The organism is Phytopseudomonas flavescens, from assembly GCF_900100535.1.
Lineage (GTDB): Bacteria > Pseudomonadota > Gammaproteobacteria > Pseudomonadales > Pseudomonadaceae > Aquipseudomonas > Aquipseudomonas flavescens.
The window spans coordinates 85,595-100,051 of sequence record NZ_FNDG01000008.1 but is presented as its reverse complement, the minus strand read 5'-3'; the positions used below and the strand labels follow the sequence as shown (position 1 = coordinate 100,051).

15 protein-coding genes are annotated in these 14,457 nt (G+C 58.0%); 10 read left to right on the top strand and 5 right to left on the bottom strand.

Features of this window, described 5'->3' with window-relative positions; genetic code table 11:
- Window positions 1–5: 5 nt before the first annotated feature.
- From BLR94_RS12460 to BLR94_RS12450, 3 genes are all read left to right on the top strand, one after another.
- On the top strand, window positions 6–845 hold the full coding sequence (locus tag BLR94_RS12460; protein WP_084305129.1) for an ABC transporter ATP-binding protein: 840 nt from the start codon (window positions 6–8) through the stop codon (window positions 843–845).
- Between the two features lie 10 nt (window positions 846–855).
- Window positions 856–1,620 carry an ABC transporter ATP-binding protein gene (locus tag BLR94_RS12455; RefSeq protein ID WP_084305128.1) on the top strand — a complete coding sequence of 255 codons (765 nt, stop codon included), beginning with the start codon at window positions 856–858 and terminating at the stop codon, window positions 1,618–1,620.
- Between the two features lie 234 nt (window positions 1,621–1,854).
- On the top strand, window positions 1,855–2,589 hold the full coding sequence (locus tag BLR94_RS12450; RefSeq protein WP_084305366.1) for an oligogalacturonate-specific porin KdgM family protein: 735 nt from the start codon (window positions 1,855–1,857) through the stop codon (window positions 2,587–2,589).
- Between the two features lie 150 nt (window positions 2,590–2,739).
- Here the strand turns inward: BLR94_RS12450 and BLR94_RS12445 are convergent, their stop codons facing one another.
- Both BLR94_RS12445 and BLR94_RS12440 read right to left on the bottom strand, forming a co-directional pair.
- Window positions 2,740–3,483, bottom strand: a complete 744-nt coding sequence (locus BLR94_RS12445) for a FadR/GntR family transcriptional regulator (protein ID WP_084305364.1) — start codon at window positions 3,481–3,483, stop codon at window positions 2,740–2,742.
- A gap of 252 nt (window positions 3,484–3,735) precedes the next feature.
- On the bottom strand, window positions 3,736–4,239 hold the full coding sequence (locus tag BLR94_RS12440; RefSeq protein WP_084305362.1) for a GspH/FimT family pseudopilin: 504 nt from the start codon (window positions 4,237–4,239) through the stop codon (window positions 3,736–3,738).
- Window positions 4,240–4,396: 157 nt separating this feature from the next.
- On the opposite strand from BLR94_RS12440, the gene BLR94_RS12435 reads away from it, so the two are divergent.
- The 7 genes from BLR94_RS12435 (at window position 4,397) to thiO (ending at window position 11,203) form a co-directional block, all read left to right on the top strand.
- Window positions 4,397–4,843, top strand: a complete 447-nt coding sequence (locus BLR94_RS12435) for a GspH/FimT family pseudopilin (RefSeq protein WP_084305127.1) — start codon at window positions 4,397–4,399, stop codon at window positions 4,841–4,843.
- Window positions 4,843–5,334 carry a type IV pilus modification protein PilV gene (gene pilV, locus BLR94_RS12430; RefSeq protein WP_084305125.1) on the top strand — a complete coding sequence of 164 codons (492 nt, stop codon included), beginning with the start codon at window positions 4,843–4,845 and terminating at the stop codon, window positions 5,332–5,334. Before BLR94_RS12435 ends, pilV begins: the two co-directional genes overlap by 1 nt.
- Window positions 5,321–6,034 (top strand): PilW family protein, encoded by a 714-nt coding sequence (locus BLR94_RS12425; RefSeq protein ID WP_084305123.1) that lies wholly within the window; start codon window positions 5,321–5,323, stop codon window positions 6,032–6,034. The genes pilV and BLR94_RS12425 overlap by 14 nt, the downstream gene beginning before the upstream one ends.
- 10 nt (window positions 6,035–6,044) lie before the next feature.
- Window positions 6,045–6,521 (top strand): pilus assembly PilX family protein, encoded by a 477-nt coding sequence (locus BLR94_RS12420; protein ID WP_244158162.1) that lies wholly within the window; start codon window positions 6,045–6,047, stop codon window positions 6,519–6,521.
- A 22-nt stretch (window positions 6,522–6,543) separates the two neighbouring features.
- Window positions 6,544–9,651: a pilus assembly protein gene (locus tag BLR94_RS12415; RefSeq protein ID WP_090423707.1), complete on the top strand. Its 3,108-nt coding sequence runs from the start codon at window positions 6,544–6,546 to the stop codon at window positions 9,649–9,651.
- Window positions 9,652–9,662: 11 nt separating this feature from the next.
- Complete coding sequence (locus tag BLR94_RS12410) at window positions 9,663–10,043, top strand: type IV pilin protein (RefSeq protein ID WP_279615855.1); 381 nt, start codon at window positions 9,663–9,665, stop codon at window positions 10,041–10,043.
- A 62-nt stretch (window positions 10,044–10,105) separates the two neighbouring features.
- Window positions 10,106–11,203, top strand: coding sequence for a glycine oxidase ThiO (thiO, locus tag BLR94_RS12405; RefSeq protein ID WP_084305119.1), 1,098 nt, complete (start codon window positions 10,106–10,108; stop codon window positions 11,201–11,203).
- Between the two features lie 60 nt (window positions 11,204–11,263).
- Here thiO and BLR94_RS12400 read toward each other — a convergent pair whose 3' ends face one another.
- From BLR94_RS12400 to BLR94_RS12390, 3 genes are read right to left on the bottom strand one after another with little or no spacing between them, the layout of a single operon-like run.
- On the bottom strand, window positions 11,264–12,604 hold the full coding sequence (locus BLR94_RS12400) for a sigma-54-dependent transcriptional regulator (protein ID WP_084305117.1): 1,341 nt from the start codon (window positions 12,602–12,604) through the stop codon (window positions 11,264–11,266).
- A 4-nt stretch (window positions 12,605–12,608) separates the two neighbouring features.
- Entirely contained in the window at window positions 12,609–14,201 is a 1,593-nt protein-coding gene (locus tag BLR94_RS12395) for a two-component system sensor histidine kinase NtrB (protein WP_084305115.1), read from the bottom strand.
- Complete coding sequence (locus tag BLR94_RS12390; protein ID WP_084305113.1) at window positions 14,191–14,433, bottom strand: PP0621 family protein; 243 nt, start codon at window positions 14,431–14,433, stop codon at window positions 14,191–14,193. Before BLR94_RS12390 ends, BLR94_RS12395 begins: the two co-directional genes overlap by 11 nt.
- Between the last annotated feature and the right edge of the window lie 24 nt (window positions 14,434–14,457).

Here is a 14,457-nt window from a genome sequence, read left to right as displayed (position 1 = left end):
GCCCCATGTCCGCCATCAAACTGGAAGTAAACGACCTCTGCGTGCGCTTCACCAGCGGCCGCAAGGAGGTCGACGCGGTCCGCAACGTGTCCTTCAGCCTGGGCCGGGAAAAGCTGGCCATCGTCGGCGAGTCCGGCTCCGGCAAGTCCACCGTGGGGCGTAGCCTGCTGCGCCTGCATCCGGCCAGCGCGCGTATCACCGCGAAGACCATGACGCTCGGCGAAGTCGACCTGCTCGGCGCCAGCGAAAAGCAGATTCAGGCGATTCGTGGCAAGCGCATCTCGATGATCATGCAAGACCCCAAGTACTCGCTGAACCCCGTGGTACGCGTCGGCGAGCAGATCGCCGAGGCCTACCTGGCACATCACCGTGCCAGCCGTGCCGACGCCCGCGAGCGGGTACTGGACATGCTCGACAAGGTGCACATCCGTGATCCCAAGCGGGTCTACGGGCTCTATCCGCACGAGGTCTCCGGCGGCATGGCGCAGCGCATCATGATCGCCATGATGGTGATCACCGACCCGGAAATCATCGTCGCCGACGAGCCCACCTCGGCGCTGGACGTCTCGGTTCGCCGCCAGGTGCTCAGCGTGCTCGACGAGCTGGTAGGGCAGCGCGATCTGGGCCTGATCCTGATCAGCCACGATCTCAACATGGTGCGCAGTTTCTGCGACCGGGTGCTGGTGATGTATGCCGGCCGTGTGGTGGAGGCACTCGATGCCGCTGACCTGGACAACGCCAGGCATCCCTACACCCAGGGCCTGCTGGCTGCTTTGCCGAACATCGATCGACCTCGTCCGCGCCTGCCCAATCTGCAGCGCGATCCCCTCTGGCTGACCCAGTGAGTACGCCCCCATGGCCATGATCGAAGTGGATTCACTCAATCTCAGTTTCGGCGTCAGTGCTGCGCACAATCAGGTGCTCTACGACGTCGCCCTGCGCGTCGAAGAGGGCGAGTCGTTCGGCCTGGTCGGTGAGTCCGGCTCGGGCAAGACCACGGTGCTGCGCTGCCTGGCCGGTCAGTACCGGCATTGGCAAGGGCAGCTGAGCGTTGCCGGCCGCGGCCTGCGCCACAAGCTGGATCTGGCGCACTTCCGCCAGGTGCAGATGGTCTTCCAGGACCCCTATGGCTCGCTGCATCCGCGTCATACCATCGACTCGGCGCTCAGCGAACCACTCAGCGTGCACGGCATCGGCGATCGGGGGGATCGGGTCACCTCGATCCTCAGCAAGGTCGGCCTCAACGACAGCTTCCGCTATCGCTATCCTCACCAGTTGTCCGGTGGTCAGCGCCAGCGCGTGGCCATCGCCCGGGCGCTGATTCTCGAACCACGGGTGCTGCTACTCGACGAGCCGACCTCGGCGCTCGACGTGTCGGTGCAGGCGGAGATCCTCAACCTGCTCTCCGACCTGCGCGAGCAGGAAGGCCTGACCTATCTGCTGGTGACCCATGATCTGGGCGTGGTCGCCCACCTCTGTGACCGGGTTGCCGTGATGCAGCACGGGCGCATCGTGGAAACCCTCGACACCGGCTTGCTGGCGCAGAACCGTGCCGAGCACGCCTACACCCAGCTGCTGGTCGATGCCAGCCGTGACATCGGTGCCGTCGCACCACCCTGATGGCGTAACCCGCAAGCCTCAGGTGCCCGTGGGCACCTGAGCGCTCTGCACCGCGCATTAGCGCGAGCTCTCCTGCCGATTTTCCGAAGCGGGCTTCCAGGCCCGTGGCACGGGCTTGCCTGCGCGATGGCCAACACCGCGATTCGAACAGGTGGCAAGGCGCTGCAGGGCGGCGCCTTGCCTGAAAACCGGGCAACACACACTCAACCCATGGAAAACAACAAGAAGACCATCATGAACCAGAAAACGCTCACACTGCGCCTGCTCGTCTGCCTGCTGTCCACTGCCGCCGCCGCTGGTGCATTGGCCGACAGTGCCTCGATCAACTATCGCCACCAGTATCTGCAAGACGATCGCATGCATGCCGATCGGGTCAAGCTGTCCTATCGCATGGACAATGGCTGGGGCTTCGAGGGGGAGTTGAAGTACCGCACGGCCGGTGATCGCCAGGATGTCGCCTTCGACAACACCGTCGGCAATGGTCATGAGCTGACTGCCAGCTACCAGTACAAATACAGTGCACTGTCGACCTGGCAGCCGGCCATCCAGCTGGAAAGCAACGAGAGCGGCACGACCTACAAGTTCGGCCTCAAATATAGCCGCAAGCTGAATGACCAGTTGTATGTCGCCGCGCGCTACCGCTTCGACGCGCTCAAGCTGAACCGTGACCGGATCGATGAAGACGTTCCGGATCGCGGCTCCGATGATCGCAACACGCAACGCTACGAGGGTTGGCTCGGCTACACCCCGGCGGGCAAGCTGTCCTACGAATACCAGTTCATCTACTTCAAGACCGACTATATCCGCTACGACAACAAGAGAAGCGACTACGAGCAGAACCTGATCGTCAAATACAAGCTGGACAAGTCCTGGGCACCATTCATCGAAATCGGTGACGTACGCGTCAGTCCCACCGAGGATGATCGCCAGATGCGCTGGCGCATCGGGGTTCAGTACAACTTCATGTAACAGGGCGCACTCAGGTGTGAATAACGGACGCCCGAGGCTCGGCACTGCGGGGTGACGAGGCCGGAGGCGGCCGTTGCGCGTTCTTGGCGTCGCCTGGCCCATTCGCCGCGGGCTTGTGGGGTGAACGCTCCGCCATGTCGCCGCGGCGTATCAGGCGCGGCGCTGGGCCTTGAGCAGGCGCTCACGGCTGTTGATCAGATGCAGCTGCATGGCGGCTCTGGCGCAGTCGACGTCGCCACGGGCGATGGACTCGTAGATCATCTCGTGCTCGAGACTGAGGTTTTCCCTGTAGGCCTCGCCGCCCTCGTGGGCCCTGTAGGCCGAGTTGAACCTGTTGCGCGGGATCTGCTTGGCACCCAGGTGCTTCATGATGTCGAGCAGGTGAGGATTCTGCGCCGCCTTGGCGATCTTGATGTGAAACTGGAAGTCCGCACTGATCGGCAGGCCGGCCGGCAGTTGCACGGCGCCCTGTTGCAAGGCGTCCAGCGCGACGCGGATCTCCTGCAGCGACTCCGGCGTGCGCCGTTGCGCCGCCAGCCCCACGGTGGCGACTTCCAGGCTCATGCGCAGCTCCAGCAACTCCAGCACGTCCTGCGCCGTGCTGATGGTCGCCGGCCCAAGCTGCAGCTCCGGTGCTGCGGGCATGTCGCACACGAAGGTACCGACACCCCGGCGGGTCTCCACCAGCCCCGCCACCTGCAGGCGTGACAGCGCGTCACGCACCACCGTCCGGCTCACCCCCTCGGCCCTCATGATATCCAGCTCGGCCGGCAGCTTCTCGCCACGCTTGAGCGTGCCGTCGCGCATATGCTGGGAAATCTTCGCCACCAGGTCTTCAGCCAGGCGGCTGCGCTGCTTGCGCGGAGGGCGCGTCCAAATCGGGTTGTCCTGCATCATCGATCCGTTATCGTTTTCGTTATCGGCATACGACCCCAATACTGGCGATTTGGTCGCATCGAATGATAGGCGGAGATAGTAGCAGTACTACACGCTGGACGGTGCTGTAGTACTGGCGCGTTGCTCGCTATTCGTCAGGACGATCTGTATCGCATGGATCCGTGCCGTATTGACAATCAAGACCTCTGTAGTGAGGAGGATGGGCGAAACGGATACCCGCCATTTGGATACATCTGAATTGTTTCCTGGCTATGGGCATCCTGTTTTCATTGCACTCATTCTCAGGCGTCCGCCGCTAGCTAAAATCAACTTCGAAGATTTCGTCTCGACCCGAGGTGAGCAGACGACCAGGCTTCCGGCTTGAAAGGCACCGCTCTTCTGATTTGGAAAGCCTTGCGCTGAAAAGTGGATATAACGTGCCATCGATCCATTGCCCTGGATCTGTACCCGATTGGCCAATTTGCGTTCGATGAACATCGGCCCGGCATCATCTCGTGAAATGTTGCGGTAGCGGTCCTGGAAAATTACCCAGCCGTTACCCCAGTCGTCCTCCAGCGCCTTGATGGTTACCCCGGTTTGTTCGACCACTGCTCTGGTGCGTGCATAGCGGATGGCCGTAGCGAGATCACGAGTGGTGTTTTCCAGCCGATGTCGATCAAGCATGCCTGCGAATGCGGGCATCAAGGACATGAGTAGTGCGACCAGTGCAAGGCCGATCAGTACCTCAGGCAGTGTCATTCCGTTCTGTTTCATCTTTTTCCCATCCTTGGGCTAATGCTGAAAGCGAGTGCCATTCGCGAATCGTGGTGCGAGAAGCGCTCATGCTCCAAAAACGACCGTATGTCCATGCCGGTCATACTGGCGGCGATCTGCCTCTATATAGTAGCCAAGTAATTTATGGAGGAAGCCCATGAGGCGTTTTTTGCACGGGTTCACGCTGGTGGAGTTGATGGTGGCGCTAGCGTTGGTGGGGATTCTGGCGACTCTCGCCGCGCCTGCATTTCAGGGGGCGATGGAGCGATCCAGGGCCGATTCGGATATCAATGAGTTGAGAACAGCGCTTAGTTTCGCGCGCCTTGAGGCCATCAATAAAAGCCGCTCGATTACTGTCGCTGCCGCAAACGAGGGTTGGGCGGCGGGAATGACGGTGAAGCAGGGTGATACCGTTGTTCGTGAGTTTTCGGCGATGAAAGACGGCGCTCAATTGGACGCTGAGGACGGCGAAACCGAACTCATTTTCGATAATCTCGGTGGTGTAGATGATGATGGAGTGAACTTTGATTACACTCGGGGCAGTACCACTAAAATTTTAAAACTTTGCCCTACCGGACGAATCCTGATGGCGGGAGATTGCTAATGGCCGGCTCTCTTAATTATGGGCGTGAGCGTGGCGTTACATTGATTGAAGTAATGGTGGCCGTTTTTATTACCGCCATTGGTTTGCTCGGGGCGGCGGCTTTACAACTGAATGCGTTAAAGTACACGGACAGTGCCCGTACAACCTCTCAAGCTACTTTTATAGCCTACGATATTTTGGATCGCATTCGGGCCAATGCAGACTCAAGCACTCTGAATAATTACGATATGACGAGTATAGCGAGCCCCCCTTCAAGTCCTTCGACTATTCTCGAGCACGATCAGGCCGACTTCGCCACCAATGTCGGTAATCTTACTGGGGGAGAGGGCTCTATCGCAGTTACTGGCACTACGGTTACGGTAACCATTACATGGTCGGAGTCGCGCGCCAATAAGGCAGCTGGCGGAGGAAACTCCGGTGAGCAAGGGCAGATCCAGATTACATCCGAAGTTGCAGTGCCGGCGGTGGGAGCATCGAATGAACAAGGCTGAAAAAGGCTTCGGTCTGGTTGAGGTGATGATTGCGGTGACCCTGGGTATCGTAGTGGTATTGGGCATTACGCAAATATTTGCCAGCGCCAAACAATCCTATTTGACTCAGGACGCCAGTTCGCGACTCCAGGAAGACGCACGTTATGTGCTAAGCCGCATGGTTCAGGACATACGCATGGCTGGAATGTTCGGCTGCCTGCCTGTCAGTGCGCTGGCCAACCCACAGGATGATTTTGCCTTTCCCATTCAGTGGAATGAGAGCGAGAAAAAACTTAGCCTGGTTACAGCCAGTGTGGCAGACGGTCTAGCAGGCAGTTCCAGTTCGACCTGGACGATAACGACGGATTGCCTGACAGCGGGAACAGTGCATGACGGCTCGGCAAATCCAGGAGCAGGAGAGCTTGCATTTCCCATCAGGAAATTAGCATACGAGTACGACGCAGATTCTGACACGCTGTTCGTTGCTTCTGGTTCAAGTCAGGCTCAGCCTTTGGTGAGCGGCGTATCTGACTTTTCCGTCAGTTTTGGGTTGGCGCCTAATGCAGGCGATACTTATGTAACGGGTACTTATACGGGCACAGTAAGTGATGCTGCGTTGATACGCAGTGTTCGCCTTTCGTTGACGATGACTGATGCCGATGGTCGCGCGTCTAATCAGACTTACACTGTTGTGGCCGCGCTACGTAATCGCCTGCCTTAAGGTACACACTATGAAACGTTCAATGAATAAACAGAATGGTATGGCGCTGTTCGTCAGTCTCATTTTTTTGTTGTTGCTGACTATTATCGGTGTTGCTGCGATGCGGGGCGCGGGCATGCAAGAAAAGATGGCAGGTAATACCAGGTTGAAAAACCAGAGCTTTCAATTAGCCGAAGCAGCGCTACGTGAAGGTGAAGGCGTAGTTGCAAATGGAAACCCCAGCTGTAGCTCCTGTGGAGATAATGGTTGCAGGGGGCCTGATACGACAACTATAACTTCCAGCGCTGCTGGTTCTAGTGCCGCTTGCGATACATGGTTCACGGTTTCGGGAAATAATACATATTATTATATACAGCTGCTCGGGACATCTTCGCGGGTTGCCAGTCGCGTTAATGCCAGTGGGGGATCAGCAACGCTTTATCGAATAACAGCTGTCTCCGATGTGGGCAATGCACGCACCGTACTGGAAAGCGTATATGCAAGATAATTATTTTCGGGGAATTCGAATCATGAAGCGTTCATTTTTAGTGGGGATTGGCTTTTTATTAACGGCTTTCCTGTCAGCGCCTCTCTATGCGTTTACTCCTGTTCAGGCGCCCATTCTAAGTGCGACGGCGGTCACGCCGAACGTGATGATCCTGCTCGATAACTCCGGCAGTATGGATAGCATTATCTGGCATTCTGGCTACGTTGACAGTACTACGTATGCGTCGATAGATCGTTGTGTTGGTACAAATAACCGGGGGGCATGTAACAACTGGGGAACGGTTACGGTTGATGATACTTACTACCTCGGCAGCGTCTTGCAGTCGACCTGCTCTACGGGATACCGGTTGTTTCGCACTGGTAATACTCAGCGTTGCATGCTGATGCCAGATCCTGTTGGCGGTGGTAGTACTCGATACAAGGGTAATTATCTTCGTTATCTGGTAGTAAATAATATTGCGGCGTCAGCTATCCCGACGGATTATCGAATGAACGTGGCGCGTAAGGTTACGACCGACATCGTCACGAATAATCGTGGCCTGCGTTACGGACTGATCACCTTCAATGCGCCCGCCGGTCGAGACAGCGGGCCAGGCGGTAGTCTTCGCCGTGAAGTGCTGGACTTTTCGCGTTCCGTAGGACCCAGTGGGGCAGAGCTGGTCAGCCAAACCCAGGCACAAAACAACTTTGATGCATTCAAAACTACGGTTGCTGGCGTAACGGCCACTTCCAACACACCGCTTGCGGAAACTTACTATGAAGCTACGCGGTATTTTCGTGGTTTATCCCGTTTTCAAGGGATAACCACTGTCGGTGTGGAGAATAATCTTTATAAAAGCCCCATTCAGTACCGTTGCCAGGCTAATTTCGGCGTCGTGGTGACTGATGGGTTGCCTACCTTCGATCAGACTTTTCCAACCAACGATCCCCAAACTACGGCTCGTACTGGTGCGGGCAGCCTGCCTAACTGGGATGGTGTGAATAACGACGGCACTGGCGGTGACGGTGAAGGTGGGACGCTGTACCTGGATGATATCGCCAAGTTTGCTTATGACATTGACTTGCGTAATACCACGGATAAAGACTTGGCAGGCAAGAGTTTCAATGCTGCACCTTTCCAGAAGCAAAACATGAAAACCTATACAGTGGGTTTTGCGACCGCGAACCAGATGCTTTCGGACGCGGCACGGTATGGCCAGGGGCGTTACTTTACTGCAAACAACGCTGACCAACTTAACGCAAGCCTGAGTCAGGCCATCAATGAGATTGCGGCTACTGCGGGGTCTGGTGGTGCTGGTGCTTCGAGCTCCGCTACTCTGACTACGTCTACTTTTTACTACAAGACGCTCTATGATCCCAAGGATTGGCGCGGAACGATCGAGGCGTATAAGCTGGATCCCAAAACAGGGCGAGCAGCGGCTGCTCCTATATGGACGACGGATACGACCATTACACCAGCTAAGAATGGAGCTAAGTACCAGACATACAAAAGTGGAACAGGCGCTAGTATCGTTTCACTTAGCTACAATAACCTTTCCGCTCCACAAAAGGCTCAAATTGATGCCACGGTTACCTCTCCTCTGAACGGTGCGAGCCTGATTGAATGGCTGAAGGGTACCAATGCGACTGGGTTGCGAAATCGTACGGTTTTGCTTGGTGATATCGTCAACTCCACTCTGGAGCGCGCTGCGCCTGAGGATAAAACGGCTTCGGGGGACAGCACCTACACGGCTTATCTCGAAACTAAAAAAAGCAGCATGACCAGTAGCTTACTGGTCAATGGTAACGATGGTCTCTTTCATGTAATCAATGCCAATAACGGCAGCCATCGCTATGGCTATATGCCCTCGGCGCTGCTGTCATCCTTGAGCATAGTGGCAAAGGAGAACTATGCGACCAGTGGCTCGCACCGATTCATGGTGGATGGCCAGATTACTGTTGGTGATGCACAACTCAATAATAAATGGTCGACCGTAGCGGTCTCCGGAATGGGTGCCGGTGGCAAAAGCATGTTTGGTGTGAAACTCTTCGGGGCCGATGGTGGCGACACCGTTGAGGCACTCTGGGAAATCTCCCCACCGGCGACCAATACGCCAGCCAATAAGCTCAATGACCTAGGTTATACCTACTCTAAACCGCTGATTGCGCGTAACAAAGAGAATGAGTGGGTTGCGGTATTTGGTAATGGTTACGGAAGCTACGATGGCAAGGCGGTACTTTATGTTGTCAAACTGTCCGATGGCTCTGTATTGAGCAACGTTGTTGTCGATGCGAATGACAAAGGCACTGCTGCGGAACGTGCCAGCGGCAATGGGCTGTCTTCTCCACAGGCTGTTGTCAACGCCCAAGGTCAAATTGAGAAGATTTACGCAGGCGATCTTCGCGGTAACATGTGGGAGTTCAATGGGGCCGCATTCACAGCTTCCAAGTTGTTCGAGGCGGGGGCTGGGCACCCTATCAGCGCGCAGCCGCTCATTGTCGATCACGAAGAGGGGGGGCACCTCGTGTTGTTCGGTACGGGCAAGTTCAATGAAGTGGCAGATAAGGTAGACAAAACGCAGCAGGCTTTCTATGCAATCTGGGATCCATCCAATTCTGTGGGCGCCATTCAGAAAAGCGAGCTGCTGGCTCAGTCTATTACCAAAGAAATTACCGAAAATAATGAAACTTATATAGAAACCAGCGAGACCCCAGTGGACTGGAGTGCGCATAAAGGCTGGTATTTGCCTTTGCAATATGGCAACACGCAGCAGGGGGAGCGTGTGATTTATCCGGCTCTCACCACCTTGGGGCGCGTGGTGTTCGTCACGGCCAAGGTCGACGCCAATGATCCTTGCGAAAGCAATGGTTCGGGTCGTTTAGTTGAATTGGATCTCTTCAGTGGCTCGATGCTTAATTATGCGGTGCTTGATACTAATGGCGATGGAAAAGTCGACGATAAGGACAAAAGGGTTTCCGGTGTTAATCTTGACGGTGGCTTGCCTGGTTTGCCAGTAATTATCGACCAGGGCGATGAGAAGACAACTCAAACCAAGATCATTTTGCTGTCCAGCGGCGCGGTAAAGACCCTTGACGAAGCCGGGCGCCGCTCCTCAGTGAGTGGGCGTATCATGTGGCGTCAATTGCAATGAGGCGAGTATCGATGTCCCAGAAAGGATTTACGCTTATCGAGCTGATGGTGACGGTGGCTATCATCGGTATTCTCGCTGCGATCGCTTATCCGAGTTACACCGAATATGTGAAAAAGACCCGGCGTGCCGAGGCCGCCAGTTTATTGCTCAATACAGCCCAACTGGTAGAGCGGCATTACTCGCAAAATGGCGCTTACACTGACGCCATCCCGGATGAGGGGATTATAGACGGTATCTTCACCGTTACCTTTGGCGATGGGGAGGCCGGTGATGGTGGTTACTTGCTGACAGTGACCTCAGCCGGCGTATTGGGCGGAGACGATTGTGAGTCGATGACCATCAATGCCATTGGGGCCAAAACGCCTGATAACGATAAATGCTGGCGTCGTTAAAGCTGTAAGCTCGGTTTGATCTAGGGGAGGCATTGCCTCCCCTTTTGTTTTTCGGGGATGAGATGAGTGGTAGTCGCGTTTTGGTCGTCGGTGCGGGTGCAATTGGCCTGCTTTCGGCCTATTTATTGGGCCGTGCGGGTATTCCGGTCAGCGTTCTGGATGCTCAGGGTGCGGGGCAGGAGGCTTCCTGGGCGGGGGGCGGTATCGTTTCTCCCTTGTATCCGTGGCGTTACAGCCAGCCGGTAACGGCCTTGGCGCATTGGTCGCAGGATTTCTATGCACATTTTACCGAGGAGCTGGTTCCGATCAGTGGGATCGATCCCGAGGTTTATGTTACCGGCCTGTATTGGCTTGATCTCGACGATGCTGACCAGGCGCTGAACTGGGCAGCTCGTGAGGGGCGAGTTTTGCTCGATGTGCCGATTGCCGAGGTTGAGGCTGCCGTTCCCTTGGGAGCTGGTTTTTCCCATGCGCTGCACATGCCAGGCGTTGCTAATGTGCGTAATCCACGACTGGTTCGTTCGCTGCGCGAGGCATTGTTGAGAATGCCAAATGTCTCTCTACATGAACATGTGCCGGTCACCGACTTTATCCGTGAAGGGCGCCAGGTAGTTGGCGTACGCAGTCCTTCTGGTGACCACTATAGCGAGCGGATAGTGGTGGCGGCAGGCGCATGGAGTGGTCAGTTGCTGGCGCAGCTTGGGTTGCATTTACTTGTCGAGCCAGTGAAGGGCCAGATGATCCTGTTCAAATGCGCGGAGGGTTTTCTGCCAAGCATGGTGCTGGCCCGCGGGCGCTATGCCATTCCGCGTCGCGATGGCCATATTCTGATTGGCAGTACCTTGGAACACGTTGGCTTCGACAAAACGCCTACCGAGGGCGCGCTGGCCAGCCTGCGCGCGTCCGCCGAGGAGTTATTGCCGGCGCTGAAGGAGGCCGAGGTGGTGGGGCACTGGGCGGGCTTGCGGCCTGGATCGCCCGAGGGCATTCCCTTTATTGGCGAAGTGCCTGGTCACCAGGGGCTGTGGCTGAATTGCGGGCATTACCGCAACGGGTTGGTGTTGGCGCCGGCGTCCTGCCAGTTACTGGTGGATCTGATGCTGGGGCGGAAGCCGATCATCGATCCTGCTCCTTATGCACCGTCCGGGCGGTTGGCGTAGCGCCGTCAGGCACTATCGTCCTGGGTATCGCTGCGCTCAATCGCAGGCTACGGTCGTTAGCTAGTCGATCCCCAGCTTCTTCAGTCGATAGCGCATCGAGCGGAAGCTCAGGCCCAGGCGCTGGGCGGCGGCCGTGCGATTCCAGCGGGTTTCCTCGAGGGCCTGCATGATCAGTTTGCGCTCGACGTCTTCCAGGTAGTCTTCGATGTTGTCGATCTGCGCCAGGCTGGCATCGCCGTTTTCGGCTGCTGGTGCGGCGTCGGCCAGGCGCAAGTCGTTGGCGCAGATTACGTCGCCCTCACACAGTGTGTAGGCGCGCTCCAGCATGTTTTCCAGTTCGCGCACGTTACCGGGAAAGCGGTAGCTCTTCAGCTTGTCGAGGGCTGGGCCATCGAGCTTCACTGGGGGCAGGCCAATGCCTTCGTTCAGGCGTTTGAGCATCACATCGGCCAGCAGCGGAATGTCCTCGCGACGTTCACGCAGTGGCGGCACGCGCAGTTCGATGACGTTGAGGCGGTAGTACAGATCCTGACGGAAGCGCCCGGCCGCCACTTCGGCGGCCAGATCCTTGTGGGTGGCGCAGAGGATGCGGGTATCGACCACGACCTCCTGCTGGCCGCCGACGCTGCGAATGGCCTTCTCCTGGATCGCGCGCAGCAGCTTGACCTGCATGGTCAGCGGGAGGTCGGCCACTTCGTCGAGGAACAGGCTGCCGCCGTTAGCAGCCTGAAAGAGGCCCTGCTTGTCTTCGATGGCGCCAGTGAAGCTGCCTTTCTTGTGACCGAAGAACTCGCTTTCCATGAGCTCTGAAGGGATGGCGCCACAGTTGACCGGTACGAAGGCGCGTTCGCGGCGTGGCCCTTGTTCGTGAATCAAGCGGGCTACCAGCTCCTTGCCGCTGCCGGACTCGCCGCTGATATACACCGGTGCCTGGCTGCGTGCCAGTTTCTGGATCTGTGCCCTCAGGGTGCGCATGGGAGGGGATTCGCCGAGCAGCCTGCTGGCGCCGGGTTGTGCGTCGTCATCGTCACCTTCACGCAGGCGCAGGGCAGTGGTCACCAGTTCGCGCAGGCGGCCGAGATCGACAGGCTTGGTGAGAAAGTCAAAAGCGCCAGCCTTGAGGGCGTTGATCGCGGTATCCAGGCTGCCGAAGGCGGTGATCATGGCTACCGGGGTTTGCGGATGACGCTGCTGGATGTGCTGCACGATATCCAGGCCCGTGCCGTCTGGCAGGCGCATGTCGGTCAGGCACAGGTCGAAGGGTTCCCTGGCCAGCCAGTCGCGGGCCTCCTTGACGTTGCGTGCGCTTCGCGTATCGAGCTTCATGCGCCCGAGGGTAATCTCCAGCAGCTCGCGAATATCGGGTTCGTCGTCGACGATCAGGGCTCTCTGGCGGTTCATCGGTTCAGCTCATCTTTCGCGGATGCGCGAAGGTAATGCGGAAACATGCACCGCTGCCTTCGCGTGATTGGTAGTGAAGGTGAGCCTGATTGCTTTCGCAAAGCTCCCGGGAAATATACAGGCCCAGGCCGGTACCTTTGTTTTCCGTGGTGTAGAAAGGCTCGAAGATGTGAGGCAGTTGGTCCGGCGCGATGCCGGGGCCGTCATCGAGTACCTCGAGCACGGGCAGATCGCTGCGCGGGTCGCGGAACAGTTTCAGCCACACCTGGCCCTGCGGGTTGAGCTGGGCGCTGTAGCGCAGGCCGTTCTGTACCAGGTTGGTGATCACCTGGGTCAACTGGTTCGGATCCATGCGGGTCTGGATGCTGCTGCCTTCGATGGCCAGGTGCAGCGTCTTCGAGGGCGGGGCGGTGCTGCGGAACTCTGCAGCGAAGCGGTGCAGCCAATATTTCAGGTCCAGTAGTTGCGGTTCGGCCTGGCGACGGCGAGACAGCTGCAGGACGTTCTCGATGATCAGGTTCATGCGCCGCGAGTGATCCTGAATGATCTGCGCCAGGCGCAGGTCCGGTCCATGCAGGTCTTCGGACTCCTGCAGCAGTTGCGCTGCATGGCTGATGGCCCCCAGGGGGTTGCGAATCTCATGGGCGATGCCTGCAGTCAGCCGGCCGAGGGCGACCAGTTTCAGTTGCTGGGCCTGCTGGGCGATCTGCGAGATGTCGTCGAGCAGGATCAGCGTGTGGCGCTGGCCGCCGCGCTGCAGGGCGATGAAGCTGGGCTGCAGGGTCGGCCCGTCGGTGCGGGCCTGCAGGCTGGCCGGACGCAGGCTGGTGTTTTCCTGCCAGTACTGGAGGCGTTTGACCAGTTCGGTGCAATGCGGATCGAGAATCCTGCCCGCCAGGTTCTCTCGGCCGAGCAGGCTCAAGGCCGCCTGGTTGGTCAGCAGCACCCGGTGCTGTTCGTCGATGACCAGGATGCCGGTGCGCATGCGCTGCAGGATCAAGTCGTTCAAGGCCTCCAGGTCGGCCACGTCGGCGGCCCTTTGCTCGGCGAGGTGTTCGCTGACGCGCAGGCGTCGTGCCACGCCCTGTACGAACAGCGCGGCGGCAAAGCAAAGCGCTCCCAGTGCGCCCGCCTGTACGTACTGGATGCTGGCCTGGGGATGGTTCAGGCTGAGGTAGAAGGTCAGGTAGATCAGGCCGATGGCCGCGCTGGCGGCGATCAGCACGCCGATCCGACCGCGAAGCAGGATGTTGGCGATCGCCACCGCAACGATCAGCAGGTTGCCGATACCGCTGGGTGTGCCGCCCCCTGCATAGAACAGTGCCGACAACAGAATCACGTCGACCAGGGCCACGCCGAACACCTGAACCAGGCTGCGCGGCGTGTGGAAGATCAGTGCGATGAACAGGTTGAGGATCAGGTACATCCAGCTGGCGCCGCGAAACAGTGGCACGTGCGCCAGTTCGAGCAGTTCTGCATCCAGGTCTGCGGAGATCAGCAGAACCAGCAGGACGCCGATAAGCAGCCGGTAACCGTGGTAGAGCCTGAAGATACGACGGCCTTGAGAGCCCTCCAGAGCGAGTGCTTCAGCGCTCACCGGGCTTGCGGCCTTGTTCGAGATGCGCCTGGCTGCAGTACCAGCGCTCTGCCAGCTGCACGGCGTGCTGTTGGGGCGTGTGCACGCCGCAGTGTGCGCAGCGCACCATGGGGGCCGGGTTCTGTAGCGGCGGAGGCGCCTGGCGTCGGCGGGCTGCGCCGGCGTAGCGGCGCCACACCCAGATGACGGCAAAGACGATGGCAATCCAGAACAGCAGGCGGAACAGGCCCATGACGCTCTCTTCGTGTCGAGGAAT